The sequence below is a fragment of the Acinetobacter sp. CS-2 genome (assembly GCF_016599715.1).
In the GTDB taxonomy this organism is placed as follows: Bacteria; Pseudomonadota; Gammaproteobacteria; order Pseudomonadales; family Moraxellaceae; genus Acinetobacter.
In genome coordinates, this window is record NZ_CP067019.1 from 2,013,541 (window position 1) to 2,039,727 (window position 26,187).

The window sequence follows — 26,187 nt, forward strand, 5'->3', positions numbered from 1 at the left end:
GGCTTAGGCTTTTTCCTCTACCGCATCAGGAGCTAAATCGAGTACTTTCGCCAGTGCTGTCAGGAATTTAGCATTTTCCGCTTCCGTACCAATCGATACACGCAGGTGATTTGCAATACCCACAGGACGTACAATCACGCCTTCTTTTAACAAGGCATTGAACGTTTGCGCAGGATCAGCCTGTACATCGACTAAAATAAAGTTGGCACGAGAAGGTACATAGTTCAGACCCAAAGCTTTAAAACCAGCTTCCAGCTGAGCCATACCCGCCTTGTTCACTTCACGAGATTTCTCGATAAATGCTTCATCTTTCAGTGCAGCAACCGCAGCTACCATGGCAAGATGATTGACGTTAAATGGCTGACGAATACGGTTCAGGTAATCTGTTACTTCTGGCGATGCCAAGGCAAAACCAACACGCAGTGCAGCCAGACCATAACACTTAGACAAGGTACGGCTGACAATCAGGTTTGGATACTGCTCAAGGAATTTCAGGCTGTTGAAGTTTTCCGGGAAATATTCCACATAAGCTTCGTCCAGAACAACAATGATATTTTCCGGAACTTTTTGCATGAAAGCTTCAAATTCGGCTTCTTCAAACCAGGTTCCCGTCGGGTTATTGGGATTGGCAATAAAGATCAGTTTGGTATTGTCTTTAATTGCCGCTGCCATAGCATCCAGATCGTGAGCAAAACCTTTGGCCGGCACTTCAATCGCTTCTGCATTAATCGCTTGAGTCACCAAAGCATATACGGCAAAAGCATGCTGGCTATAAATTACCGAGTCTTTCTCTGAAACGAATGCGCGGGCAAACATTTCCAGTAAGTCGTTTGACCCATTACCTAAAGTAATACGGTCAGCAGTTACACCAAATTGTGCCTGAATCTGGTCTTTCAAGATAAAACCGCCACCATCCGGATAGCGACCAATTTCTGCCAGTTCAGCCGCCACAGCCTGTTTGACTTTTTCAGAACAGCCCAACGGATTTTCGTTTGAGGCTAATTTGACAATATCAGTAATCCCTAACTCGCGCTCAAGTTCACTAATAGGTTTACCTGGTTGATAAGGCTTTAACTTTGAGATGCCTTCATTGGCAGGGACAAACGACATGTTACTCTTCCGCTATTTCAAGTGATAAAAGGGATCAGCCTAAAATTAAAAAATCAAGCCGATCACCAGAATGATTTATAAAACTGCGATCGGATATGAACCCAATACGCGAACTTCTTTGACCAAAGGACGAATTTCTTCAATTGCCGCTTTCACATTTTCTTGCTCGATATGGCCTTCCAGGTCAATAAAGAATACATAAGCCCATTTTTCCGGCAATGCAGGACGGGTTTCAATACTGGTTAGACTAATATTGTGTTTGGCAAAGGGTGCCAGAATTTCCAGTAATGCACCGGCACGGTCATGTGCAGAAATCAGCAATGAAGTTTTGTCATTGCCACTTGGCGGCACTTTTTCACGGCCAATTACCAGGAAACGGGTGGTATTTTCCGGATTATCTTCAATATTGCTGTGCAGGATTTCCAGGTCATAAATATTGGCAGCCACTTCTGACGCAATCGCTGCGGAATGCCATTCATTGCGAATACGGCGTGCCGCTTCGGCATTGGAACTTAAGGCAACACGTTCCACGCCTGGATAATGGGCATCTAACCATTTTCGGCATTGTGCCAAGGTCTGCTGATGGGCATAAATCTGTTTAATGCTGTCTTTACGGGTATTGGAGGACACCAGAAACTGGTGATGGATACGCAGTTCCACTTCACCAATCACGTTTAAATGCGAAGATTTAAAACAGTCTAAAGTATGGTTCACCACACCTTCAGATGAGTTTTCGACCGGCACCAAACCATAATGTGCACTGCCTGCTTCGACTTCACGGAACACTTCATCAATGGTAGGCAATGGACGGACAATAGCATCCTGACCAAAATGTTTAAGTACTGCCGAGTGGGTATAAGTGCCCACAGGCCCTAGAAATGCAATACTTTGTGGTGCTTCCAATGCCAGACATGCCGACATGATTTCACGGAATAAACGCGCCATGGTGACATCAGACAATGGGCCTTCATTACGCTGCATAACATTACGTAAAACTTGTGCTTCACGTTCAGGACGGTAAAACAATGGATTCTCTTCAGCAGCAAATTTTGCTTTTGCGACAGCTTCAGCCAGTTTTGCTCTTTTATTGATAAGCTGTTGAATCTGTTGGTCTACAGAATCAATATCCTGACGGATTTGAGCCAGATCAAGAGAAGTCGATGTGTTTTGATCGTCGTTGATCATTGTTATGTTGCCCTTCAAAAACGTTATGCAAACAGTATAACAATAGTTAGCTTTCAAATGTTACGCAATAAGACTTTGATTGATTCAGTCTTAAAAACATACAGTTGATTTAATCAGCAATTTTATTGCTGATGTTTTTGCCCTGAGTATTTTAAATTGCTGAGCTTTTGCCAATTCGCTAAAAAAGACACCACGGCTATACATCTGTAATTCAGCAATCCGGCTCGCAATTTTATGTCATTTCATTGAATAAATTTATTGCTATTTGCAAATAAGCTCATCGTTAAAAACGCTTAATACTGAATTATTTTTAGTCATTTTTCTTGTTTTAAAAGATTCGATTAAGCGATTCTGGTCGAGTATCTTCAAGTTCTGCAAGCAACAGTGATCAGTATTGTAGATAAACACATTCAGGAGCCGCTTCAAACCTGGATAGCCACGATAGCTTTTCATCTTGCAATGAATAACATCACAAAACGCAATCACGCCCATCTGACCGCATACAAAGTCAAAAAATCCACAGCCATTTTGAAATAATTAATAAAATCAATCATCGGAAAAATTTTGCATGCTGACCATTTGACACATGTAGAAACAAAAGTTTTTAGTTTAATTTTTTAATATTTACAAATACTTGAAAATACTCATCTAGGTTAATTACAGATATTCTACAGATGCAAGAGTCCTTTACCAAACTCCATCACAAAAGTTTAATGTTTAATTTATAGTCTGTGAACAAAGCAATTCGGAGAAAAATAATGTCCAAAAGAATCGCCGTGCTAGTGACTCATGATTTTGAAGATGTCGAATATTCAGAACCTGTGCAAGCGTTTCGTGCTGCACGGCATAGTATTTTAAATATTGAAAACAAAGCAGGCAATATTGTCTATGGTCATAAGCGAAAATCAGCCGTCACCATTGACCAAAGTATAGATGATGTGACCGTGCATGATTTTGATGCTTTGCTCATTCCTGGCGGTTATTCTCCAGACCGGCTCCGTGGCGATGACCGCTTCGTGGATTTTGTACGTAAATTTGCCCATGCAGAAAAACCCATTTTGAGCATTTGTTATGGTCCGCAGTTACTGATTACAGCCAAAGTCGTCAAAGGCCGCTTAATGACTACCATTAAAACGGTTGCCAAGGATCTGATTAATGCCGGCGCAGTCTATTATGATGTCGCTGTGGTCAACGATAATAATCTGTATATCTCATCACGCTCTCCTGATGATTTACCTGCGTTTATAGAAGAAAGCTTAATGGTTTTGAATCAATAAAAAGCACCCTGCAAAGTCAGATCTAGTGTCCAGCTTTTAGGGTGCCATTCTATTTATTTAACTATTTTTATTGCAGCATCTTATTCATGAATTAACGCCCCAATAAGCTACGCGCTACAATCTCTTTCATAATTTCATTGGTTCCGCCGTAAATTCGCTGAATACGGGCATCTACAAAGAAACGTGAAATTGGATATTCTGTCATATAGCCATAGCCACCAAACAGCTGTAACAGCTTATCCGCTATTTTCATCTGCATGTCGGTTGCGAAACTTTTTAAAGCTGCTGCCGTTTCCACATCCAGTTTACCCTGCATATATAACTCAACGTTCTGGTTATAAAAAGCAGCAGTCGCCTGTTCCTCAATTTTCGCCTGAGCCAAAACAAAACGGGTATTCTGGAACTGGCTAATTGGCTGACCAAAGGCTTGTCGTTCTTTGACATAAGCAATGGTGACATCAATTGAACCACGAATAGCACCAATGGCTGTTGCAGCAATCGCGGTGCGCTCACGTGGTAATTCCTGCATTAAATAGGCAAAACCTTGTCCTGGCTGACCCAGCAGCTGATCTTTAGGCACCTTGATATTATCGAAGAACAGTTCAGAAGTATCTTGTGAATGCAAACCAATCTTGTTGAGGTTGGTGCCCTTTTTAAAGCCTTCCAGGTGTGTATCTAAAAGCAATAACGACACGCCTTTTGCACGGGCTTGCGGATCAGTTTTTGCTGCCAAAACCACCAGGTCAGCATGTTGACCATTCGAGATAAAAGTTTTGGAACCATTGAGCAGATAGTGATCTCCCTGCAGGATGGCATTGGTGCGCATCGCCTGCAAGTCTGAACCGGCACCAGGCTCCGTCATGCCAATCGCCCCTACCACTTCACCCGTCACCATTTTGGGTAACCAGTACTGCTTTTGTTCTTCTGTCCCAATATGCAAAATATAAGGTGCTGCTATTTCAGAGTGGCAGGAAATACCGGTGGATAGTGCACTAAATCCGGCACGTGCAGATTCTTCTACCAGCATCAGTGAATAATGGGTTGGCACGCCATAACCGCCATATTCTTCAGGAACATCCACGCACAGGAAACCGTTCTCACCCAGCAAGTTCCAGACTGAACGCGGCATAATGCCTTCCTGTTCCCATTGTTCATAATGTGGAGCAATATGCTCATTCATAAAGCGTTTGAAATTGTCGCGGAATAATTCTAAATCAGCATCATAAGCCAACATACGGCATCCTTATATTGAGTTGTTGTAGTTCTGTCCCTTTCTCATGCTATCCACTTTATAGATATCTGTCATGTCGTATAGGCTTTATATTTTATGACCTTAGGGTCAATAAAAAAGGAAGCCGTAACTTCCTTTTTAAATCTGCATCGATTAAGCGTGTGTTTGAGCCGCTTCTTCCTGCATTTTTTGGTCAACCATTTCAGGATTGTTTAATGCCTCATTTAATTTAACTGTATCTAATTGACCGACCCATTTTGCAACGACAATCGTTGCCAATGAGTTACCCACAAGATTCGTCAAGGCACGTGCTTCTGACATGAAACGGTCAATACCCAGAATCAATGCCAGACCTGCGACAGGGATATTTCCTACAGCAGACAATGTTGCCGCCATGACAATAAAACCAGAACCTGTTACACCTGCCGCACCTTTAGAAGATATCAACAACACCGCTAAAAGTGTAATTTCATGTGCTAAATCAAGCTGAGTATTAGTTGCCTGTGCAATGAAGATTGCAGCCATGGTTAAATAGATTGAAGTACCATCTAGGTTAAATGAATAACCGGTAGGAATCACCAGACCCACAACTGACTTTTCACACCCGACAATTTCCAGTTTTTTCAACATGCGTGGAAGTACGGATTCAGAAGATGATGTCCCCAGGACAATCAAGAGTTCTTCACGAATCATACGAATCAATTTCAGGATACTAAAACCACTGAAACGCGCAATACTACCCAATACAATGAAGATAAACAGCAAACAGGTAATATAGAAACAGATGATGAGTTGAGCTAACTGAGCAAGTGAACCAATACCATATTTACCAATCGTAAATGCCATCGCACCGAACGCACCGATCGGTGCAAGTTTCATGATCATGTTTACGATATTGAAGAATACATGCGAAATTTGATCGATGAATTTAAGGACCGGTTTACCTGCATCGCCCAATTTATGTAACGCAAAACCAAACAGCAATGCAAATAAAAGGACTTGAAGAATTTCACCTTCGGCAAAGGCACCCACCACCGTATTCGGGATGATGTTCATAAAGAAATCAACGGTCGATTGTGAAGCACCGGATTCCACATACTTGGCGATACCTGAAGTATCTAAAGATGCAGGATCAATGTTCATCCCTACACCCGGTTTTGCAATATTGATCACCAGCAAACCGATAATTAATGCTAGTGTTGAGACAACCTCAAAATAAAGCAGCGCGATACCACCTGTTTTACCCACAGATTTCATGCTTTCCATACCTGCGATACCGCTAACCACAGTACAGAAAATCACCGGTGCAATAATCATTTTGATGAGCTTAATGAAGGCATCACCTAATGGTTTTAATTGCTCGCCCAAGCCTGGAACACTTTGCTTAACGCCGTCAACGATTACAGATGAACTTGGGTAAAAATGCCCAACAATCACACCTAAAATGATGGCAACAATCACTTGAAAATACAGTGACTTATAAATTGGTTTCTTAGCCATAACATTACTTCTTTAGATATTTCAGACTAGAAATATTCAGTTTTGCCTATTCTTACGAATACACAGCCTTTAATCCTTTTGTATTCATCACAAAAGAACATACAAAAAGTATTGAGTAAGCTCAAATACTGGGATATAAAAAAAATCATAAACTTATCATCATGAATGAATTGAATTTATAAAAAATCCACCTATTCGGTCACACATGCTGATAAGCAAATCTACATAATTTTACCTAATGTTAAATTTTACCTAATTTTTATTTATTGATGCGGTCTATATTGTTAAGTTTGTTTAAAATACCATCGCTACTCATTAGACATTAGTCGAAATAACTAAAGTTACTTTTATTTAAATTAGGCTGAAATATTTACCTTATCTTTATAAACTATTATCCATCCTATTTTCCTTTGCCAAGAAATACTCCTTATGCAAACCAAAAGAAATATCTACAAAGATGCTGAACATCCTTTCGCACAATATGTCCGTATTATAGGCAAAGGAAAAAACGGTGCCCGTTCGCTGACTTTTGACGAAGCCTATCAGGCATTCAGCATGATCCTGAAAAATAAGGTTTTGGATGTTCAACTGGGGGCTTTCCTCATGCTACTGCGTGTTAAAGAAGAGTCTGTCGATGAGCTGGCCGGTTTTGTACAAGCCACCCGTGATCAGCTCAGTTTTAAAGCTTTAGATGTGGATCTGGACTGGTCATCTTATGCTGGCAAACGCAAACATTATCCCTGGTTCTTATTGGCAGCGCTGACCCTGGCACAACACGGCTATAAAGTCGTGATGCATGGCGCATCTGGACATACCATTAATCGCCTTTATACCGAACAGGTTCTGGAATATCTGGGTTATCCAATTTGCCAGAATGACAGCGAGGTGGAACAGCAGTTACAGCAACGCAATTTTGCTTATATGCCCTTAGCAGCGATTTCACCTATTTTGAGCGATCTAATTTCTTTACGTAATGTGATGGGCTTGCGCTCACCTATTCATACTTTAGCCCGTTTAATTAATCCTTTTAATGCCAAAGCTACAGTGCAGGCTATTTTCCATCCGGCTTATCGTACTTCACACCAGCAGGCGGCATTTAAACTGGGCTATCAAAATAGTGCAGTGATTAAAGGCGAAGGTGGTGAATTTGAACGGAATCCGGATGCTAAAACCTTAATCTGTGGGATTAAAAATGGCGAGCTGTACGAACATGAATTACCGAAATTAACTGAAAACCGTAGTCCTGTTGAAGAAGAACTGGATTTAGCAGTTTTTAAAGCGGTTTGGGAAGGCAAGCAAGATCATGAATATGGCGAAATTGCTGTCACTGAAACCATGGCAATTGCTTTATACACGATGGGAGCTTGTGCTTCTTATGAAGAGGCGATATTAAAAGCAAAAGAGCTATGGCTAAATCGTAAGTCTAAAATCTAATTTGATGCAGAGTATTGGATACGTGACAAAGCCATTCGCAACTGTTCGAGGCAGGACTTCATTTGATAAAAATGGTTCTGCGAAACATTCATCCCATGACACTATTAATCGAGTTTTGCGAATGGCAATGCCTTTGGTTACTTTGGGCTTATCCAAAGTAACAGAATGAGCTTCTATAAATTGAGGTTTATCGGGAAGATACAATCGCGCCTTTCAAAAAATTAAAATATAAAAAAGACACCGCAGTGTCTTTTTTATTACAAATAAATATTTAAACAAAACGAATCGGCTTGAATTCTTCGTCTTGCTGCGGGTCATGTGAATCGCAGTGTTCATCTTCTTCTTTGGTACCGCGGTCAATATAGCCACTGCGTTCAGTCTCAGGTAAATTTTTTATTTCCCAAGCATAAACCGATTGCATACAGATTTGACGCTGCTCTTGAGTAAGTGCTACGCCATTCGGCCATTTACCAATTTCCACTGCTGTCTTTAAACGCGCAACAATTTCAGGATCGAGTACGGCCAGCATTTGTTCAATATTCATCATTTAATCCTGCTGTTGTAAAGAGTCAAAATCTTGGTTCCAGCCCAGCTTGGTACGACAAGCAATATAAAAATCATAACCGGGTGGATGAAGTAAATTCAATTTAAATGGATGTTTGCGGATATGCAAACTATCCCCGACACTGAGTGAAACGCTGTGTTGACCATCGGCACTGACCATCGGTAAAACACGGTTTTCACGAATGATAATCTTAATTTCACTATGTCCACCGACCACAATCGGGCGTGAAGACAAAGTATGCGGGTGCATCGGCACCAAAGAGATGGCATCCATACTCGGATGGACAATCGGTCCACCACCAGAAAGTGCATAAGCGGTAGAGCCGGTAGGCGTCGAAACAATCAAACCGTCACTATGCTGACGATAGACATATTGACCGTCAATATTCAGTTCAAAGTCAATCATATGAACCGACTTGCCGGAATGTAAAACCACATCATTCAAGGCAATCGCATCATAAATGCTTTCACCTTTGGAGCGGATTTCCATTTCCAGCAAGAAACGGCGGTCGAGCTGAAATTCGCCTTTAAGCACCTGATCCAGCTTAAAAATAACCTCAGTCGGCTTGATATCGGTTAAAAAGCCCAAACGCCCACGGTTGACCCCAATGACAGGGGTATTATGTCTGACCAGGGCTCGTGCGGCATGCAGCAAAGAACCGTCACCACCGACCACAATGACCAAATCCACCACTTCACCCAGTAAACTGCGGCTTACCGTTTGCGTATTGCTATAAGGGACGAGGGCTGCTGTTTCCGAATCAAAAACAGGATGTAAACCCAAACTTAAAAGATGGTCATGAATAAGACTTAAAGTTTCCACGACGGAGGATTTATCTGGACGTCCTATTAGTCCAATGTTACGAAAAGTTTTATGTGAAATTTGCACCTAGGTCATCGCTCCGCTACGATTCCTGCCTATCATAGCATTAACCCTGTTCATTTTAAAAAGCTTTAAGTTCAGATTGCATTGACCATCCAGTGATTTCAAAAACTAAACCTGATTTTAGCCAGTAATTCAGATCTGTTCGCCTTGCATGAACTTAAAGCCATAATCAACCTGATTTTTTATGCTAAAAGCCACCCGGTTTACAAAATTGCTTTAAGTAGAATAACTCAGAGGTATAGTGCTGTTCACTTGCTTTAATATGAACATATTTATTTGCAAATACGGTTTGAATACTAAAAATAATATCTTTTATAAAATCAAAGACTCATTACAAATATTTTGTGCGGTTTATTGTTATATTTTCTCTTCATTCACAGATTAATTATTGCAAAAAAATGAAAAGCTTCGCATGATTAGCACAATTTATTTGGATCTTATAATCATTGATGAAGTCTGAACGCGGTATCGGTTTAGTGGCCCTTATTTTCTCAATATTAGTCATTGGCATCTTCTTAGCTTTTAGTATCTATTTAATCCGAATGGATAATATTGTACGCAATAAATTTGAAGGTCAACGCTGGGACATTCCGGCAAAAGTTTTTGCCCGTCCTTTGGAAATTTATAGCAATGCGCCGGTCAACCAGACAGACTTCTCTCAGGAACTCAAACTGCTGGGCTATAAAAGTTCTGATAGCTATGCCCAATCCGGCAATTATGTAAGCTCCGGTGATGCAATCTATGTGCATACCCGCGGCTTCGACTTTGGTGACAGCGTTGAACCTGAGCAGGTGTTAAAAGTTACCTTTAATGATAATCAGATTGGTGAAGTCAGTGCAACCAAACCTTCTTCTACCGGCATTGCACGTTTAGAACCCTTACTGATTGGCGGAATTTATCCGCAACATAATGAAGACCGTGTGCTGATTAAGCTTAATAATGTGCCTAAACCGCTCATTGAAGCCCTGATCTCAACAGAAGACCGTAATTTTTATCATCATCATGGCATATCGGTTCGTGGTACAGCGCGTGCTGTAGTCAGCAATCTCACTGGTGGCAAACGTCAGGGCGGTTCTACCCTGACCCAGCAGCTGGTGAAGAATTTCTATTTAAGTCCGGAAAGAACCTTAAAACGTAAAGTCAATGAAGCGCTGATGGCCATGCTGATTGAGCTTCATTATGACAAAGATGAAATTCTGGAAGCGTATTTAAATGAAGTGAATCTGGGGCAAAATGGCAATTATTCAATTAATGGCTATGGTCTGGCTTCACAGTTTTATTTTGGCTTACCGCTACGTGAACTGAATATTGCCCAGCAGGCTTATTTAGTCGGTCTGGTACAAGGACCGTCCCTGTTTAATCCATGGAAAAATCCGGAAGGTGCCAAAAAACGTCGCGATATCGTGTTACACAACATGCTGGTGATGGGGTATCTGACCCAAGAACAGTATGAACGAGAAGTTGCACGACCATTAAATGTCATTGCAAAACCTACTTTGGGACCTGCCCGCTTCCCGGATTTCATGGATATTGTACGTCGACAGCTACGCACCGAATATCAGGAAGGCGACCTGACCAATCAAGGGTTAAAAATCTTTACCACGCTGGACCCGATTGCCCAAACCAAGGTACAGGAAGCATTTAAAGCATCTGTTTCCAATTTGGCCAATGCCAACCCGCAACGTTTAAAAGATTTGCAAGGTGCTGTTTTAATCTCTCATCCTGAAAATGGCGAACTGGTTGCCGCTTTAGGTTCGACTCAGGACTTTACTGGCTTTAACCGTGCGCTGGATGCAAAACGTCAGGTCGGTTCCTTGCTTAAACCGGTCATTTACTTAAGTGCAATCGAGTCTGGACGCTATAATTGGGCCAGTCCCATTGAAGATAGTGCCATCAGCATCTTAAGTGAAGGTAAAAACTGGACGCCTAGGAATTACAGTGGTGGTGCACACGGTGTTATTCCAATGTCGGAAGCCCTGGCAAACTCCTATAACCTCGCGGCAGTACGTTTGGGTCAGGAATTTGGTATTTCCACCTTTAGCAATCATCTGAAAAAATTTGGCGTGACTGCCAATATTCCAAACTATCCGTCGATCTTCCTGGGTGCAATTGATATGTCACCGATGGAAGTGATGAGTATTTACGGCAATTTTGCAACCGGCGGTTTCAAATATCCTATCAAGTCCATTCGCTCAGTGGTCGATTCCAATGGACGCCTGCTCGATCGTTATGGTCTGACGCCACAACAAACCATCGATGCTTCTGCAGCTTATATCTTAAACTATGGCCTACAACAAGTGATGAGCTCAGGTACGGGGCGTGCCGCTTATAGCGCTTTCCCTGCCGACTTGAAACTGGCAGGCAAATCAGGTACCACCAATGATACCCGTGACTCATGGTTTGCAGGCTATTCAGGCAATTATCTCAGCGTAGTCTGGCTGGGTCTGGATAATAACAAGGTGACTGGTCTAACCGGTTCTTCAGGTGCACTTCCGGTCTGGATTAATGTCATGAAACAGTTGCGTCAAAAACCGGTTAACTTGCGTCAAACTGACAGTGTGCAATGGCAATGGATTGATCGTTCGACGGGTCATCTATCCGCACAAGGCTGTGAAGGTGCGATGTACATTCCCTTACTACGCAGTAACATGCCACGTCAGGCCACCGGTTGTGGTATACCGCATTATCAGGTAGAACCTGCTGACACACCTAATACTGAAAACAATCAGACACCCGTAGATCAAAACGATAGTATTGGTAACTATATTCGTGAAAGTGAGACTGAAACCCAGAACGATGGTTCTACCAATCAGGTCATTTCAAGCGGTAGTTATAACAATTAAGGGTGATAATTGAGCATGAACAGGCAATCTAAACGGCATAAACACGGGCTGATTATTCTGAGCTTGATCGCTTTGGCGGGCTGTCAAAACCTGCCTGCTCCCGAGAGCAAACAGCCACCAAAACCTGCCCAGACAGAAAAGCGGGACATTAAAACCCCTGCAGGCGTGGTCATTACCCCTTATGAACGTGAAGAAATTCAACGTAAAAAGATGCAGGTGATTGTTCCTGAACAACAGAGCAAACAGCAGTTTGATGATGGCCGCCAGCTACCTGTATTTCAAAAGCTCATGCAAAAAACTCAACTCGCCTATAAGCAAGGGCAATGGAATGAAGCTGAAGCTGCGGCATTGCAAGCTCAACGCCTTGCGCCGCAATCCGCTGAAACCTTCTTGTATCTGGCCCTGATTGCCAATAAAAAGAATCGGCCAGCAAATGCTCAAGCTTTGGCACAACGCGGGCTTAGTTATGCACAAACCAATGCGATGAAGAAACAGCTTTGGCAGGTCATTTTAAAAGCTGCACAACAGCAAAAAGATCAAAAAACCATTCAACAAGCGCAAAAAGCCCTGCAAGGCTTATAAACTTGAGGAGATATTGAACCGATCGTCTCAATACATCCTCTGTCTTTGTTTTATAAAAATCTCATTCCGGCAATGCCATAGCCACCCTGCTCTTTAGCAATGGCAAGATCACCCGCCTGCATGCCGCCCAAGGCAAAAACCGGTATATCGACCTGTGAAACCCAGCACTTGAACTGTTCCCATCCCAATGCTACAGCTTCTGGATGGGTGGCTGTAGGCAGAACCGGACTCAGCAAGATTGCATCACAACCGATGTTTTGCGCCTGTTGCATTGAAGCCAAATCATGACATGCCGCAATGTAACGTTTACCGATCTGCAAATCACCCGGCTTTAATGCCATCAGTTGTGGCTGTTTTAAATGAATGGCGGAAATGGCTTGCTGTTGAATCAAGTTTAATTGTTCAAAAATATCAACATTGACAATCAGCTGAGATAAATGCTCCACACTGCGCTTAGCCAGTTCCGTGAGCTGCTGCTGAGTTCCCTCGACACGCCAATATAACAACTGATCCTGTTTTAACTGTGCCAAATCATCCAGCTGCGCTGAAATTTTAATCTGATGGGGCCAATACAGGCGCTGAATTATGGCTAAATTGGCTTTAGGGAAATTTAGATTCAACAATTCTTCACGGCTGTACCAGCTCCACGGCTGTTGAATTTCATTCAATAAAGCAGTCGGTACAACGGCATGAAATAAATGCAGCTTGACGATTACATCATCATATTCATGAACAATCACATCAAAGGCATGCCATTCATGCAGACCAATTCCCACTTCTTCATAAATTTCACGGCGGCATGCCGCCAAAGGCGTTTCACCCTCCTCCACTTTTCCTCCCGGAAATTCATGTTTATTGCCCTGATGCTGTTTCGCTTCACGCCAGCCGACCAGCACATTGTTCTGATGGAGTAAAATTGCAATGGCAACATCAATGATGGGTTTAAACATTCCCTGTTCCTCGGCATGAAAATATTACAGAGTGTAAGCAAATTTAAGTTTTTTATAAAATCTTAAATAATTAATTGACAGAATTATTTGATAATGATTATCATTTAAATAATTTAATACCTACCACGGAATCGACGGAATGAACGCACCATTTAGCCTATTTACCCGTAATAACGATACAGCTCACTCACTTCCCATGCTGCACTCGAACAACCTGTTTGCTCTGGGACGAGAAATCAGGATTATGCATGCCGGAGAAGAATACCGTCTACGTTTAACCCGTAACAATCGTCTTATTCTGACCAAATAAAAATAATTCACTCAACAATAATAAACGTGGAAACAAGCAGTATGATCGCAAACATACTGCTTTTTAACGCTGGATATGCACCGGAAATTGCAGCTCAACTTTTAATCCACCATGTACTGATCGAGAAAAATGAATTTCACCGGTATGTAATTCAATAATCTTTTTACAAATCGACAGCCCCAGTCCTGAACCTTGTGTCTTGGTACCCAATGCCCGATAAAAGCGCTCACCCAGTCGTTCTAAAACATCTTCTGTCACAGCTTGTCCATCATCTTCAATCACGATGCTGATGTATGATTGCTTGTGCTGCATCTCAATCCATACATGACCATTTTGCCCAGCATAACGGATGGCATTGTCAAGCAGATTGCGCAGGCAACTGAAAATGAGTTTGTCATTGCCAGTAATCACTAGATTTTCGGCGAATTGTGTCTGGATTTGAATATTTTTCTCGGCTGCAAAGGGCTGTAAGGCTTGCAAGACCTCATTGATCACCCTGTTCATATCCATTTCAGACTTGGGCAGTTGACCCGTATGGGCCGGGTCCAGTCGTGCCAGTAACAGCAAGTTTTCTAACACCTGTGTACCACGGTTGACATCATTTTGAATACTCGCCAAGTCTTGGTCGAGGTCCGGATATTTACGTTTCAGTACCTGCAAACGCATTTGAATAGCCGATAAGGGCGAACGTAATTCATGCGAAGCATCTGCAGTAAAACGCTGTTCTGCCACCAGAGATTGTTCAAGCCGCTGTAATAACTGGTTCAGCTGCCATACCATCGGCTGTAATTCTTTTAATTCAGGTACTTGCTGCTGAATCGGTGCGAGATCATCCGCACTTTTAGCTGAAATTTCTCTGGACAGTTGATGAATGACTTTAAATTGGCGTTTCACGGCAAAGTGTAAAATCAGCCACTGAATGAACCAGAGCACAATTAAAATCAGGCCATAGCCCATGACATTTTGAGCCAAAGCTTTAAAGCGCTCTCCCATCGGCTGCAATAGCAATACCGAAGTATTCAGTTCAGGATTTTGCGAGGTGTAGATACGCCACAACTGCTGATCGTGCCAAATCAAATCATAACCTTCATCGGCATTATTTTTGAACGTTGAAGACAGATGGTCCAAATGGAAATTTTCTGATTCGCTCAGCACCTGTTGCTGATCTTTTAACTGGTATTGAATGTCAAATTCATCACTGAGTTCATCGACCTGTTGTCCTGAACTCGTACTTAGATCTGACATCAACAGCATATCTGCAATTTCATCCATGATCTGGTCTTGTACCTGCATGGTCTGGTACAGCGAAATCCCCACAAAAAGCAGCAAGGCCAAAACCCCAGCCAACATGGAACTGAATAATGAGGTCTTGATTAACCTGGTTTGTAGAGAAATGGCTTTTGACATACTAACCCTGACTCATGCGATAGCCCAAACCACGAAGGGTCTTGATATACTGGCTGCCAATCTTTTTACGCAATTGATAGATAAACACTTCTATGGCATTGCTTTCTATTTCATCGCCCCAGGCATAAAGTGAATCTTCCAGCTGTTCACGGGTAATTACATGCTCCGGCTTTTGCATTAGTTTATGTAAAATCTGAAATTCTTTGGCGGTTAGGTTGATGCTCTTTCCATCCTGAATAAGCGTTTTGGCCTGTGGATCGAGGACTAAATTTGCATAGCGCAGATATTGTTCGGCACTGCTTTGATGCTGGCGTAATTGCGAACGTACACGCGCAGAAAGTTCTTCCAGGCTAAAAGGCTTGACCAGATAATCATTGGCACCCAAATCCAGCCCTTCAACACGGTCATGAATACTATCCCGTGCAGTAATAAAAATCACAGGGGTTTGTTGCTGATGCGCACGTAGAGCTTTAAGAATGTCGTCACCACTGGCTTGGGGTAGCCCACGATCGAGCAGAATACAGTCATACTGATGCTGTTCAATGGCTAAAATGGCATGATCGCCACGTTCCACCCAGTCAATATTGTAGCCATCCATTTCCAACCATGTTTTGATGCTTTCTGCTTGGGAAGCATCATCCTCTGCCACTAAGATTCGCATGTCTTGTTCTCATGTCTGGATATGTTTTTGTTTAAGATAACAGTTTTTTAAACCACATGATTGCAAAAAAACCACATGACATGCATGTGGTTTTGGGGAGAAATCAGGAAGAATCTCTTACATCTTGATCTATCATGGCATCACTTAAAAACGGATGGCATCCACATCAATTTCAATGCGTTTAGCCGGTTTGTAATCGATGTCGACTTCACCGATGATGGTCACTGGCGTTTTGGCATTTACGGATTTACCTTGCCATAACTCATCGTCAATCTCGACGGTCATAGTGCCGGTATTATCACGAAACTGGTATTTTTCATCCCCGACTGCTTTTACCACATAGCCTTTAAGCTGTACCTTGCTGTCATCTTTTAAAGTTAAAGCCTGTTTAACCGTAGTGGCTTTTTGTGGTGCAATTGCAGCTTGATTTACGGTAGTATTTGCCACGGCGAATGTTGTTGCACCGACCAAAGCGGTCATTAAAGCTGCTTTAGAAATCATGTTCATGCTCAAACCCTCATTAAGTTGTTGCTCATTTCGATAGCATGATTAAAACAAATCAAGATGAGGTGAATCTTAAGATAGCTTCATTTTCAAACAGTATTTCAATTCAGTGGAACAACGCGTAACACCTCTTCCAAAGTGGTCATTCCTGCCAGTACTTTACGCGCCCCCGCGATACGTAGCGGCTCAATCCCCTCTTTCTTAGCCTGATCACGGAGCTGGTTTAAAGTCGCATCTGCACCAATCAGCTGTTTGGTCGCAAGGCTTAAAGGCATAAACTCATAAATGCCGACACGTCCTTTATAGCCGGTATGGCGACATTCTTCACAACCCACCGCCTGAAATACGAAGTTTGGCATTTCCAGTGCATAATCAAAGGTTAAATGCTTCCATTCCTGTTCATTAATAAAGGTTTCCTGTTTGCAATGCGGGCAAAGTTTACGTACCAGACGCTGTGCCAGTACACCTAAAATCGTGGCTGAAGTTAAAAAGGGCTGTACCCCTAAATCATGCAGTCGGGTCAGACTGGATGGTGCATCATTGGTATGCAAGGTGGATAACACCAGGTGACCGGTTAATGCGGCCTGAATCGCCATATTGGCGGTATCCTGATCACGAATCTCGCCGACCATAATGATATCCGGGTCTTGACGCATCAGCGCACGCACACCGTCGGCAAAACCTAAATCAATCCCCTGATTCACCTGCATCTGGTTAAAGCTCGGTTCCAGCATCTCGATCGGATCTTCAATGGTACAGACATTGACTTCTTCAGTTGCGAGCTGTTTGAGTGAAGAATACAGCGTGGTGGTTTTGCCTGAACCGGTCGGACCCGTGACTAAAATAATGCCATGACTGTGTGCAGTTAAAGCCTGCCAATCATTCAGTAACCCGCCTTCAAAACCGAGCTGCTGAAAACTGCGTACCAACACTTCCGGGTCAAAAATACGCATCACCATTTTTTCGCCAAAAGCGGTCGGCAAGGTGGATAGACGTAACTCAGTTTCCTGTCCTTTAGGCGTACGGGTTTTTAAACGGCCATCTTGCGGTTTGCGTTTTTCCGCCACATTCATGCGGCCTAAAATTTTAATGCGCGAAATCACGGCGGTCAGGGTATTGGCCGGCATTTTATAAATGGTATGTAATACCCCATCAATACGGAAACGCACCTTGCCGGTATCTTTACGGGGTTCCAGATGAATATCACTGGCACCCTGTTCAAAGGCAAACTGCAACACCCAATCCACCAGCTTGACAATATGTTGGTCATTGGCATCCGGGTTTTGCGTATCGCCCAGTTGCAATAGTGCTTCTACGCCTTTGTTATCACGGTCATAAGCACTGTTTTTTTGCGATGAATTAACCGCCCGGCTCACCTGATAATATTCCACCAGATAGCGCTGCAACTGATCCGGACTGAGCAGTACACGCTGAATTTTTTTCGGGGCAATACTATGTTCAAGATTGGCCACCCACTCCGTTTTAAACGGTTGATCGGTGGCAATCAGGACTTTATCCGGCTGAATTTCAACGGCCAGAATTTTATTACGCACAGCAAATTCTTGCGACATGATATTGGTCAAAGCACCAACATCGGCCTTCAAGGGATCAATAATATAAAAAGGAATATTGGCTTTGTCTGCAATCCACTGGCACAAGCGGTTTAAGGTTAAGGTCGATTGTGGATGCGCCTGATCGACCAGATTAAAATGTGCGATCCACTGCAAGGGATGCCATTTCAGTTGCTCACGTTGACGGTGTGTGGTTTGGATCAGTAGCTTGTTACGTTCGGTAATACGTCCGTCTTTTTGTAGTTGTTCCAGACACCAAGATTTATCCATTTCAAAATTAAACTTCATTATTATATGCCCCAAAACATTCACACACTATAACAAACTAAAGATCATCTCGCTTCAGTCCGTTGTTAGAAAAAGATATCCCCATATCTTTTTCTAAACTGATTTATATAACCGTTTACTGCAAAATAAACTATAGCTGTTTTTCATCAGCATTATGCTTTTACTTTCGGACATTTATAGCCAATAATGCCGAATATGCTGTTTAATTCAGCAGCTGAATATGCATAACCCGATAATTGGATTTTTCCTGTGAATAATATGCTGAATCTGCCCCTTCAAAGTACATCATTTCAAGCCTTGCTGATGATTATGGCAGCAGCATTGGGCTGTGGCTTGCTGATTGGTCTGGAACGTGAACGTAGCAAGCAACGTGAAAATCAGCATAGCTTTGCCGGGGTTCGCTCATTCGCAATCTGTGCTCTACTGGGAGCCTTGTGTTTTGCTTTTGGCGATATCTTTGGCGTGATTGGTGCACTGATTGTTGGTGGTATCGGTATTTTCTCCCTTAAAAATCAGCTGCAAGATCCCGGGGTTACCACCGAACTGGCTTTTGTCATGACTTATTTCATTGGTGCGCTGTGTGTGTGGAATATTACGCTAGCTGCCAGTCTCTCTGTGATACTGACCTTCATTTTAATGATGAAACAGTCCATGCATGGGATTGCTGGAAAATGGATTACCGGGGCAGAACTTAAAGATGGTGTATTTTTACTGGCCCTAATCTTAATCGCTTTACCGCTGACCCCTGATACGCCTTTATGGGGCAACGTGCTTAATCCGCATATTATTTTAAAACTGCTCACCCTGATTCTTGTCGTGCAAGCATTGGCACACATTGCCAAACGTTTACTTTCAAGTAAGAAAGCTCTCATACTTTCTGCAATTGCTTCCGGATTTGTTTCCAGTACAGCAATGATTGCACATTTAGGCATACAAGTACGCAATGAAGAAGCCGATGCCAGATCCAATGCAGGTGCAGCACTGATGTCATGTATATCCACTTTGGTACTTTTATTGATTGTGGTAGGAGGAGTCTCCTTAATCTGGCTAAAGCTGCTGATATTTCCCTCGCTCATTGCCATCAGCATTTTAGCACTGTGTGCTTACTGGCTTTTACGTAAAGCAGGGCCTGTCGAAGAAACAGAACCTGTAGATAGTGCCATGTTCAGTCTAAAAGAAGCAGCCATTATTGCAGGGACATTAACGGTCATTCAGGCGGGTGTACATGGCCTAGAACTCTTACTGGGTGATTCCGGATTAATTGCAGGTACACTACTGGCTTCACTGTTTGAAATTCATGCCGCTGCAGCCGCTGTAGTGATTCAGGGTGAACCGACAAATGCCAGCTTGCTCTATGCAATGATGTTAGGTCTGGGTGCTCATGCCGTTTCTAAATGCATTAATGCAACCATAAGCGGAGGATTAAAATTTGCACTTTATTTTGCACCGGTACAAATTCTGCATATGGCTTTTTTGATCGGTGTACTTTGGTGGCTGGTACAACATTAAGCTGAAAGTTCAACAATTTCTATGACTGTAATGCCATCCAAGTCCACCCTGAAACTGATATCAAAATCGGAAAACTTCATTTTATAAATCCGCTCCGCATCATTTTGATAAGCCGGCCTTGGATCGAGCGATAAAACCTGTTCCAGTTCGTTTACAATTTGCGCTGTCAGTGTCTTTTGCTTGAGCAAAGTCTGCTTTTGCCGTTCGGCATTTTCTGTCCAGATCACAGAATTTCGTTCAGGTTCATCCTGTGCATAACCACTTTGCGCCGTAACGACAGCATCTGAATATTGGATATAAGGTTTAATATCGACAATCGGCGTGCCATCCAGAAGATCGCTCCCTGTCACATACACACGTACAGACTTGCCAACTTTTTTCACTGTCTTCAGCTGGACAACGGATAGACCTATCGGTGATGGACGGTACATACTGCGTGTTGCAAATACCCCGATTTTTGTATTCCCCCCCAGACGCGGCGGACGAACTTGTGGTCTAAACTTTTGACTTTCCTGCTTATTTTTATTTTCATGAAACTGCCACAACAGCCAGAGATGACTAAATTCCTCGATTCCTTCAAAAGCCAGTAAATCATTATAAGGTTCAACCATCTCAATATAGGATTCAACCTGTACCAGATTGGGTTGGCGTGGAATGCCAAATTTTTCTTTATAGGGCGATCTCATATACCCAATTATTGGCATTTTAAGCTCAGTCATAATCACTTTTTCTGATAAGTTCAATTAAATATATTCAGTTTATCGAGAATGTTTTTAGATTAGAATAGTAAGCTGTTCTAATTTGATAACTTATTGAGACCTTTAATGGCTGCTTTCAACGTCGAAAAGATTACTCACGTCCACCACTGGAATGACACTTTATTCTCTTTTAAAACAACTCGTGATACTGCATTACGTTTTAAAAACGGACAATTTGTGATGATCGGTCTTGAAGTGAATGGTAAGCCTTTAATGCGCGCTTATTCAATTGCAAGTGCTAACTACGAAGAAGAACTCGAGTTTTTCTCTATTAAAGTTCCAGATGGTCCTTTAACTTCTATTCTGCAAAAAGTAAAAGTGGGTGACGAAATTCTGGTTTCTAAAAAACCTACAGGTACTTTGGTTCTGGACGATTTGAACCCGGGTAAAAACTTGTACCTTCTTTCTTCTGGTACTGGTCTTGCTCCATTCCTGTCTGTGATTCGTGACCCTGAAACTTACGAACGTTTCGAAAAAATCATCGTGGTTCACGGTACACGTTTTATCTCAGAATTGGCTTACCAAGATTTGATTCTCAACGAAATTCCAAACCATGAATTCTTTGGTGAGTTAGGTGCTAAAGAAAAATTAGTGTATTACCCAACTGTAACTCGTGAAGAGTTCCATACTCAAGGTCGTGTAACCACTGCCATTGAATCTGGTCAATTGTTCGAAAAAATCGGTCTGCCACGTTTCAACCCGGAAACTGACCGTGCCATGCTTTGCGGTAGCCCGGCATTCCTGGACGACGTAGCGGCTCTTCTTGACCAGCATGGTCTAAAAGAATCTCCACGTATGGGCGTTTTAGGCGACTACGTAATTGAACGTGCATTCGTTGAAAAATAAGATTCCTTGAATCTAAAAAACCGAGCTTAGTAGCTCGGTTTTTTAGATTTTTTCCTTTAATTACTCAGATGCATGTACAAAAGGCTTATTCTCTTTGCGCTCTTGTAAAGATTTTTGAATGACTTGATATCCTGCTGTTAAACCTAAACTTGCCATAATTAAAGCGACGACAATATCAGGCCACATGCTCCCTGTACCAAACACACCGACGGCAGCCAAAATCACCGCGACATTACCAATGGCATCATTACGGCTACACAGCCAGACCGACTGCATATTTGAATCACCATCACGAAAGGCATATAAAATCACTGCCGCAGTGACATTGGCAATTAAAGCAAGCAGACCAATTGCCCCCATAGTCATGGCTTCAGGCGGAATACCTTGTAGATAGGCATAAATAGCTTTACCCATAACCACGAAACCAAACAGCGTCATGGTCGCGCCTTTTAACAACGCCACCGTAGCACGCCAGTATAGGCTTGCACCCAATACGGCAAGTGATACCCCATAGTTCACCGCATCCCCAAAGAAATCGAGTGCATCTGCCCACAATGCCGATGAATGGGCATATGCTCCTCCAATCAATTCTACGATAAACATCACAATATTAATAATGAGCGCAATCCACAAAGCAGTCCGAAATTTACTATGTGGCTTTTGCGGTGCAGGTTCATGACTGCAAGTACATGCCATTTTTCACCACCTCTATGACTTTATTTAAAACCTTGTTTGTATTATTGTTATTCAAAACTATGGAGTAACTCCAAGGTCAAGCATGAATACACCTAAATATTATTTAATTAAAGAATTAGCCAATAAAACCCAGCTCAGCACTGACACGATCCGTTTTTATGAGAAGAAAAATCTGCTCCAACCCAGCTTTCGTGGCGACAATAATTATCGCTATTATGATGAAAATACATTCAAACGACTGATGTTTATTAAACGCTGTCGCACGCTCGATATTTCACTCAGCGAGATTGAAGCCTTGCTTGAACTAGAACAGCAGCCCTCGCAAAGCTGCCATGCAGTGAATCAGCTAATTGAACAACATATTGAACAAGTTACTGATAAAATTATAGAATTACAAAAATTTCAACAACAGCTCATCCAGCTACGCGCCTCTTGCAGTAGCACCAAAACCATTGACAGTTGCCAGATTTTAAAACAACTCGAAGCCGAAAATAAGGAAATATCCAACTAATTTACTGGGTTGAATCTAATTTTTAAATCCATACAATTAAGCCATATTTTTAATATGCCTTTAATTTTGTCATGAGCATTACTCACGTTACAGAACTTCTTTCACCTGCCGGCTCACTAAAAAACATGCGCTATGCTTTTGCCTATGGTGCCGATGCGGTATATGCAGGTCAGCCACGTTATAGTTTACGTGTGCGTAACAATGCTTTTGATCATGACAATCTGGCCATTGGCATTGCCGAGGCACACGCTTTAGGTAAAAAGTTTTATGTGGTGGTGAACATTCAACCGCATAACTCCAAGTTAAAAAACTTCATTCGTGACCTGGAACCAGTGGTTGCCATGAATCCGGATGCACTGATTATGTCTGACCCGGGTCTGATTATGATGGTGCGTGAACATTTTCCCGACATGCCTGTACATCTGTCTGTACAAGCCAATGCCGTGAACTGGGCAACAGTCAAATTCTGGAAAAACATGGGTCTGACTCGTGTCATTCTGTCACGTGAACTTTCTATCGAAGAAATTGAAGAAATTAAAAATAATGTCCCAGACATGGAAATTGAAGTTTTCGTGCATGGTGCATTATGTATGGCTTATTCCGGTCGTTGCTTACTTTCTGGCTATATGAATAAACGTGATGCTAATCAAGGCGCCTGCACCAATGCCTGTCGCTGGGACTATAAAATTCACGAAGCAGCTGAAGATGAAACTGGAGATGTGATTCCAGTTCAACAAATTGAAGAATCATCATCATGCTGCAAAAACAAAGATGCCGATGAGCAACACGCCCTAGAACAACACCAATTTGGCGAGCCGGTTTTATTACAACGCAATGAAGAAGACATGTTTGCAGCTGAAGAAGACGAACATGGCACCTACTTCATGAACTCTAAAGATTTGCGTGCGGTACAGCATGTCGACCGTTTAACCAAAATGGGCATTCATTCCTTAAAAATTGAAGGTCGTACCAAATCATATTTCTACTGCGCGCGTACTGCACAGATCTACCGTAAAGCGATTGATGATGCGCTAGAGGGTAAACCGTTTGATCCATCCCTGATGACTCAGCTGGAAGGCCTGGCGAATCGTGGTTATACCGAAGGTTTCCTGCGTCGTCATGTACATACTGAATATCAAAATTATGAAACCGGTTCATCGCGTTTTGACCATCAGCAATTTGTTGGTGAAGTATTAGAGCGTAACGGTGACTATATCAAGATTGAAGTAAAAAACCGTTTTGTGGTGGGTGACTCGCTTGAGCTGATGACCACTTCAGGCAATATCACTTTTACTTTAACAGAAATGAAAGATAAAAAAGGTAACCTGATTGAAGATGCCAAAGGTTCAGGCCATGTCGTGGATATTCCTGTTCCTGCGGATGTAGATATGAACTATGCCCTGTTGATTCGCAACTTACCGAATTCAACAGCAGATATTTCAGCATCTTCTTTGGCTTATCAAGCCATCTAGTTTGAGAGATCAGGATGGCTTTACTGATTACCGATAAATGTATCAACTGCGATATGTGTTTGCCTGAATGTCCGAATGAGGCCATTTATGAGGGTGACAAGGTGTATGAAATTGATGTGAAGCGCTGTACAGAATGTGTCGGCTTTTATGAGCACCAAACCTGTATAGCCGTGTGTCCAATTGAGTGCATTATTCCGCATCCTGAACATGTGGAAACGCAAGAACAGTTGATTCAGAAGTTTAAGAGCTTGAATTTATTCAAATCTTAAAAATATTTGAAAATGGCATATAACTTGCTTAATTAAATTTAAAAAGCTTGGGGAAAGAACAATAAAAAAGCAAAACAAAAAATGCAGAAGAACAGAATAACCATGGAAATGGTCATAATAAAAAAAGGAACCCAGAGTTAGCATGCTGAGTTCCTATAAACAGGGTAAAACAAAAACTTGGGGAACTAAAGCCAAAGTGTCTATGTTTACATAGCCACTTTGGCTTTTTTAATTACTGTCCCGAACGGATAATGTAATCAAAGGCAGATAGCGATGCCTTGGCACCTTCACCTGTAGCAATGATGATTTGCTTGTACGGCACGGTAGTACAGTCACCGGCAGCAAACACACCCTTGACATTGGTTTCATTGCGCTCGTTAATCACGATCTCGCCACGATTGGTCAGTTCAACAGCTGTTTCTTTCAGGAAGTCCGTGTTTGGCAACAAACCGATCTGTACAAAAATTCCCGCCAGTTCAATCGTATGTTCTTCATCCGTTGCACGGTCCTTGTATTTCAGTGCAGTGACCTGTGAACCATCACCGACTACTTCAGTCGACAGCGCATTCTTGATCACGGTGGTATTTGGCAAGCTGTTGAGCTTGTCTTGAAGCACCTGATCGGCACGCAGTTTGGTATCGAACTCCACCAAAGTTACATGCTCGACAATCCCGGCCAGGTCAATCGCAGCTTCCACACCCGAGTTACCGCCACCAATCACCGCAACGCGTTTGCCTTTAAACAGTGGGCCATCACAGTGCGGACAGTATGCTACACCACGGGTTTTGTATTCCTGCTCACCCGGAACGTTCATCTCTCTCCAGCGTGCACCAGTCGATAGAATGATGGTTTTCGATTCTAACTTCGCGCCATTTTCCAAAGTGACTTCAACTAGGCCATTCGCCGTTTCATCTGCACCTTTAATGTTAGCAACACGTTGCAGGTTCATGATGTCCACACCATACTCACGTACATGCGCTTCCATTTCGGCGGCAAATTTCGGACCCTGGGTTTTCTGTACGGAAGTGAAGTTTTCAATGTCCATGGTATCCATGACCTGACCGCCCATGCGCTCCGCCACGATTCCGGTTTTAATGCCTTTACGCGCCGCATAAATCGCTGCGGTGTTGCCGGCAGGGCCGCCACCAATCACCAGTACATCAAACGCGTCTTTGGCATTTAACTTGGCGGCGTCTTTGGCTGCAGAATTGCTGTCCAGTTTGGCAATGATCTCTTCCAGGGTCATACGGCCCTGACCGATGTGGGCGTTGTCCTGGAACACCATTGGTACCGCCATGATCTTGCGCTGTTCCACTTCATCCTGGAAGAAAGCACCGTCAATCATGGTGGCCGTGGTGCCTGGGTTATAGATCGCGATAAGGTTTAGAGCCTGTACCACGTCCGGACAGTTATGGCAGCTGAGCGAGACAAACACTTCAAAATCAGCTGTTAAATTTAAACCCTTGATCTGTGCCAGGACTTCATCTGACACTTTTGGGGCATAACCTGACACTTGTAACAAGGCCAGAATCAGGGTGGTAAATTCATGTCCCATCGGCAAGCCGGCAAAGAAGACACGCGGTTCTTCACCTTGTTTTGCCACCCCAAAGCTTGGGGCACGTTTATTTGTACCGTCGAAGCGTGCAGTGACTAAATCAGATAAGGCTGCAACTTCAGTCACCAGTTCTTTAATCTTGTCAGACTTATCTGAAGCATCCAAAGTCGCGACCAGTTCAATCGGGCCTTCCAGACGTTCCAAGAGTGTTTTAAGTTGTGCTGAAGTATTTTGGTCTAACATGGCTAACGTCTCCAAGGGAGTAAAT

The 26,187-nt window shown here is 42.7% G+C and carries 24 protein-coding genes; 10 read left to right on the top strand and 14 right to left on the bottom strand.

Annotated features, from left to right (window positions below):
- Positions 1 to 3 precede the first annotated feature (3 nt).
- The gene (hisC, locus tag JFY49_RS10000) at positions 4 to 1,110 is read right to left on the bottom strand and encodes a histidinol-phosphate transaminase (protein WP_200222710.1); all 1,107 of its coding nucleotides are present in this window, start codon (positions 1,108 to 1,110) and stop codon (positions 4 to 6) included.
- Between the two features lie 75 nt (positions 1,111 to 1,185).
- Positions 1,186 to 2,295 (bottom strand): prephenate dehydratase, encoded by a 1,110-nt coding sequence (pheA, locus tag JFY49_RS10005; RefSeq protein ID WP_086195615.1) that lies wholly within the window; start codon positions 2,293 to 2,295, stop codon positions 1,186 to 1,188.
- Positions 2,296 to 3,053: 758 nt separating this feature from the next.
- On the opposite strand from pheA, the gene JFY49_RS10010 reads away from it, so the two are divergent.
- Positions 3,054 to 3,572 (top strand): type 1 glutamine amidotransferase domain-containing protein, encoded by a 519-nt coding sequence (locus JFY49_RS10010; protein WP_166166733.1) that lies wholly within the window; start codon positions 3,054 to 3,056, stop codon positions 3,570 to 3,572.
- A 91-nt stretch (positions 3,573 to 3,663) separates the two neighbouring features.
- On the opposite strand, the gene JFY49_RS10015 is transcribed toward JFY49_RS10010, so the two are convergent.
- Complete coding sequence (locus JFY49_RS10015; RefSeq protein ID WP_180081370.1) at positions 3,664 to 4,806, bottom strand: acyl-CoA dehydrogenase family protein; 1,143 nt, start codon at positions 4,804 to 4,806, stop codon at positions 3,664 to 3,666.
- 150 nt (positions 4,807 to 4,956) lie between these two features.
- Positions 4,957 to 6,303, bottom strand: a complete 1,347-nt coding sequence (locus tag JFY49_RS10020; RefSeq protein WP_180081368.1) for a dicarboxylate/amino acid:cation symporter — start codon at positions 6,301 to 6,303, stop codon at positions 4,957 to 4,959.
- 429 nt (positions 6,304 to 6,732) lie between these two features.
- On the opposite strand from JFY49_RS10020, the gene JFY49_RS10025 reads away from it, so the two are divergent.
- Positions 6,733 to 7,737 carry a glycosyl transferase family protein gene (locus JFY49_RS10025; RefSeq protein WP_200222711.1) on the top strand — a complete coding sequence of 335 codons (1,005 nt, stop codon included), beginning with the start codon at positions 6,733 to 6,735 and terminating at the stop codon, positions 7,735 to 7,737.
- Positions 7,738 to 8,008: 271 nt separating this feature from the next.
- On the opposite strand, the gene JFY49_RS10030 is transcribed toward JFY49_RS10025, so the two are convergent.
- Positions 8,009 to 8,281 carry a YeaC family protein gene (locus JFY49_RS10030; protein WP_200222712.1) on the bottom strand — a complete coding sequence of 91 codons (273 nt, stop codon included), beginning with the start codon at positions 8,279 to 8,281 and terminating at the stop codon, positions 8,009 to 8,011.
- A gap of 3 nt (positions 8,282 to 8,284) precedes the next feature.
- Positions 8,285 to 9,190, bottom strand: coding sequence for an NAD(+) kinase (locus JFY49_RS10035; protein WP_180041853.1), 906 nt, complete (start codon positions 9,188 to 9,190; stop codon positions 8,285 to 8,287).
- Between the two features lie 446 nt (positions 9,191 to 9,636).
- Between JFY49_RS10035 and mrcB the strand changes: the two genes are divergently transcribed.
- Together mrcB and JFY49_RS10045 are read left to right on the top strand one after the other, a co-directional pair.
- Positions 9,637 to 12,030 (top strand): penicillin-binding protein 1B, encoded by a 2,394-nt coding sequence (mrcB, locus tag JFY49_RS10040; RefSeq protein ID WP_180081377.1) that lies wholly within the window; start codon positions 9,637 to 9,639, stop codon positions 12,028 to 12,030.
- 15 nt (positions 12,031 to 12,045) lie between these two features.
- Positions 12,046 to 12,612 carry a tetratricopeptide repeat protein gene (locus JFY49_RS10045; RefSeq protein WP_180176495.1) on the top strand — a complete coding sequence of 189 codons (567 nt, stop codon included), beginning with the start codon at positions 12,046 to 12,048 and terminating at the stop codon, positions 12,610 to 12,612.
- Positions 12,613 to 12,662: 50 nt separating this feature from the next.
- Here JFY49_RS10045 and JFY49_RS10050 read toward each other — a convergent pair whose 3' ends face one another.
- A complete protein-coding gene (locus JFY49_RS10050) occupies positions 12,663 to 13,562 on the bottom strand; it encodes a thiamine phosphate synthase (RefSeq protein WP_180081362.1) in 900 nt (299 codons plus the stop codon).
- Positions 13,563 to 13,701: 139 nt separating this feature from the next.
- Between JFY49_RS10050 and hemP the strand changes: the two genes are divergently transcribed.
- Positions 13,702 to 13,872 carry a hemin uptake protein HemP gene (gene hemP, locus JFY49_RS10055; RefSeq protein ID WP_180043905.1) on the top strand — a complete coding sequence of 57 codons (171 nt, stop codon included), beginning with the start codon at positions 13,702 to 13,704 and terminating at the stop codon, positions 13,870 to 13,872.
- A 63-nt stretch (positions 13,873 to 13,935) separates the two neighbouring features.
- On the opposite strand, the gene JFY49_RS10060 is transcribed toward hemP, so the two are convergent.
- The 4 genes from JFY49_RS10060 to JFY49_RS10075 all read right to left on the bottom strand — a co-directional run bounded on the left by JFY49_RS10060 (position 13,936) and on the right by JFY49_RS10075 (position 18,303).
- Entirely contained in the window at positions 13,936 to 15,279 is a 1,344-nt protein-coding gene (locus tag JFY49_RS10060) for a sensor histidine kinase (RefSeq protein ID WP_180043903.1), read from the bottom strand.
- A gap of 1 nt (position 15,280) precedes the next feature.
- A complete protein-coding gene (locus tag JFY49_RS10065) occupies positions 15,281 to 15,940 on the bottom strand; it encodes a response regulator transcription factor (RefSeq protein ID WP_180043901.1) in 660 nt (219 codons plus the stop codon).
- Between the two features lie 144 nt (positions 15,941 to 16,084).
- Entirely contained in the window at positions 16,085 to 16,447 is a 363-nt protein-coding gene (locus JFY49_RS10070; protein ID WP_180043899.1) for a NirD/YgiW/YdeI family stress tolerance protein, read from the bottom strand.
- A gap of 98 nt (positions 16,448 to 16,545) precedes the next feature.
- Entirely contained in the window at positions 16,546 to 18,303 is a 1,758-nt protein-coding gene (locus JFY49_RS10075) for a GspE/PulE family protein (protein ID WP_200222713.1), read from the bottom strand.
- Positions 18,304 to 18,561: 258 nt separating this feature from the next.
- Between JFY49_RS10075 and JFY49_RS10080 the strand changes: the two genes are divergently transcribed.
- Positions 18,562 to 19,812 carry an MgtC/SapB family protein gene (locus JFY49_RS10080; protein ID WP_200224854.1) on the top strand — a complete coding sequence of 417 codons (1,251 nt, stop codon included), beginning with the start codon at positions 18,562 to 18,564 and terminating at the stop codon, positions 19,810 to 19,812.
- Here JFY49_RS10080 and tsaA read toward each other — a convergent pair.
- Entirely contained in the window at positions 19,809 to 20,531 is a 723-nt protein-coding gene (gene tsaA / locus JFY49_RS10085) for a tRNA (N6-threonylcarbamoyladenosine(37)-N6)-methyltransferase TrmO (protein ID WP_180043895.1), read from the bottom strand. The two genes, JFY49_RS10080 and tsaA, sit on opposite strands and share 4 nt — an antisense overlap.
- A gap of 105 nt (positions 20,532 to 20,636) precedes the next feature.
- Between tsaA and JFY49_RS10090 the strand changes: the two genes are divergently transcribed.
- Complete coding sequence (locus tag JFY49_RS10090; protein WP_005236496.1) at positions 20,637 to 21,416, top strand: ferredoxin--NADP reductase; 780 nt, start codon at positions 20,637 to 20,639, stop codon at positions 21,414 to 21,416.
- 60 nt (positions 21,417 to 21,476) lie between these two features.
- Here the strand turns inward: JFY49_RS10090 and JFY49_RS10095 are convergent, their stop codons facing one another.
- Positions 21,477 to 22,112: a cation transporter gene (locus JFY49_RS10095; protein WP_200222714.1), complete on the bottom strand. Its 636-nt coding sequence runs from the start codon at positions 22,110 to 22,112 to the stop codon at positions 21,477 to 21,479.
- 82 nt (positions 22,113 to 22,194) lie between these two features.
- Between JFY49_RS10095 and JFY49_RS10100 the strand changes: the two genes are divergently transcribed.
- The 3 genes from JFY49_RS10100 to JFY49_RS10110 all read left to right on the top strand — a co-directional run bounded on the left by JFY49_RS10100 (position 22,195) and on the right by JFY49_RS10110 (position 24,364).
- A complete protein-coding gene (locus JFY49_RS10100) occupies positions 22,195 to 22,623 on the top strand; it encodes a Cd(II)/Pb(II)-responsive transcriptional regulator (protein ID WP_180043891.1) in 429 nt (142 codons plus the stop codon).
- 71 nt (positions 22,624 to 22,694) lie between these two features.
- Entirely contained in the window at positions 22,695 to 24,095 is a 1,401-nt protein-coding gene (yegQ, locus tag JFY49_RS10105) for a tRNA 5-hydroxyuridine modification protein YegQ (protein ID WP_180043889.1), read from the top strand.
- Positions 24,096 to 24,109: 14 nt separating this feature from the next.
- Positions 24,110 to 24,364, top strand: a complete 255-nt coding sequence (locus tag JFY49_RS10110) for a YfhL family 4Fe-4S dicluster ferredoxin (RefSeq protein WP_092818526.1) — start codon at positions 24,110 to 24,112, stop codon at positions 24,362 to 24,364.
- A 232-nt stretch (positions 24,365 to 24,596) separates the two neighbouring features.
- Here JFY49_RS10110 and ahpF read toward each other — a convergent pair whose 3' ends face one another.
- Complete coding sequence (ahpF, locus tag JFY49_RS10115; protein ID WP_200222715.1) at positions 24,597 to 26,162, bottom strand: alkyl hydroperoxide reductase subunit F; 1,566 nt, start codon at positions 26,160 to 26,162, stop codon at positions 24,597 to 24,599.
- Between the last annotated feature and the right edge of the window lie 25 nt (positions 26,163 to 26,187).

What these genes read in the sequence shown, in the direction of transcription:
- hisC (WP_200222710.1), bottom strand. Translation starts at nt 1,110, where the DNA reads ATGTCGTTTGTCCCTGCCAATGAAGGCATCTCAAAGTTAAAGCCTTAT.
- pheA (WP_086195615.1), bottom strand. Translation starts at nt 2,295, where the DNA reads ATGATCAACGACGATCAAAACACATCGACTTCTCTTGATCTGGCTCAA.
- JFY49_RS10010 (WP_166166733.1), top strand. Translation starts at nt 3,054, where the DNA reads ATGTCCAAAAGAATCGCCGTGCTAGTGACTCATGATTTTGAAGATGTC.
- JFY49_RS10015 (WP_180081370.1), bottom strand. Translation starts at nt 4,806, where the DNA reads ATGTTGGCTTATGATGCTGATTTAGAATTATTCCGCGACAATTTCAAA.
- JFY49_RS10020 (WP_180081368.1), bottom strand. Translation starts at nt 6,303, where the DNA reads ATGGCTAAGAAACCAATTTATAAGTCACTGTATTTTCAAGTGATTGTT.
- JFY49_RS10025 (WP_200222711.1), top strand. Translation starts at nt 6,733, where the DNA reads ATGCAAACCAAAAGAAATATCTACAAAGATGCTGAACATCCTTTCGCA.
- JFY49_RS10030 (WP_200222712.1), bottom strand. Translation starts at nt 8,281, where the DNA reads ATGAATATTGAACAAATGCTGGCCGTACTCGATCCTGAAATTGTTGCG.
- mrcB (WP_180081377.1), top strand. Translation starts at nt 9,637, where the DNA reads ATGAAGTCTGAACGCGGTATCGGTTTAGTGGCCCTTATTTTCTCAATA.
- JFY49_RS10045 (WP_180176495.1), top strand. Translation starts at nt 12,046, where the DNA reads ATGAACAGGCAATCTAAACGGCATAAACACGGGCTGATTATTCTGAGC.
- JFY49_RS10050 (WP_180081362.1), bottom strand. Translation starts at nt 13,562, where the DNA reads ATGTTTAAACCCATCATTGATGTTGCCATTGCAATTTTACTCCATCAG.
- hemP (WP_180043905.1), top strand. Translation starts at nt 13,702, where the DNA reads ATGAACGCACCATTTAGCCTATTTACCCGTAATAACGATACAGCTCAC.
- JFY49_RS10060 (WP_180043903.1), bottom strand. Translation starts at nt 15,279, where the DNA reads ATGTCAAAAGCCATTTCTCTACAAACCAGGTTAATCAAGACCTCATTA.
- JFY49_RS10065 (WP_180043901.1), bottom strand. Translation starts at nt 15,940, where the DNA reads ATGCGAATCTTAGTGGCAGAGGATGATGCTTCCCAAGCAGAAAGCATC.
- JFY49_RS10070 (WP_180043899.1), bottom strand. Translation starts at nt 16,447, where the DNA reads ATGAACATGATTTCTAAAGCAGCTTTAATGACCGCTTTGGTCGGTGCA.
- JFY49_RS10075 (WP_200222713.1), bottom strand. Translation starts at nt 18,303, where the DNA reads ATGAAGTTTAATTTTGAAATGGATAAATCTTGGTGTCTGGAACAACTA.
- JFY49_RS10080 (WP_200224854.1), top strand. Translation starts at nt 18,562, where the DNA reads ATGCTGAATCTGCCCCTTCAAAGTACATCATTTCAAGCCTTGCTGATG.
- tsaA (WP_180043895.1), bottom strand. Translation starts at nt 20,531, where the DNA reads ATGACTGAGCTTAAAATGCCAATAATTGGGTATATGAGATCGCCCTAT.
- JFY49_RS10090 (WP_005236496.1), top strand. Translation starts at nt 20,637, where the DNA reads ATGGCTGCTTTCAACGTCGAAAAGATTACTCACGTCCACCACTGGAAT.
- JFY49_RS10095 (WP_200222714.1), bottom strand. Translation starts at nt 22,112, where the DNA reads ATGGCATGTACTTGCAGTCATGAACCTGCACCGCAAAAGCCACATAGT.
- JFY49_RS10100 (WP_180043891.1), top strand. Translation starts at nt 22,195, where the DNA reads ATGAATACACCTAAATATTATTTAATTAAAGAATTAGCCAATAAAACC.
- yegQ (WP_180043889.1), top strand. Translation starts at nt 22,695, where the DNA reads ATGAGCATTACTCACGTTACAGAACTTCTTTCACCTGCCGGCTCACTA.
- JFY49_RS10110 (WP_092818526.1), top strand. Translation starts at nt 24,110, where the DNA reads ATGGCTTTACTGATTACCGATAAATGTATCAACTGCGATATGTGTTTG.
- ahpF (WP_200222715.1), bottom strand. Translation starts at nt 26,162, where the DNA reads ATGTTAGACCAAAATACTTCAGCACAACTTAAAACACTCTTGGAACGT.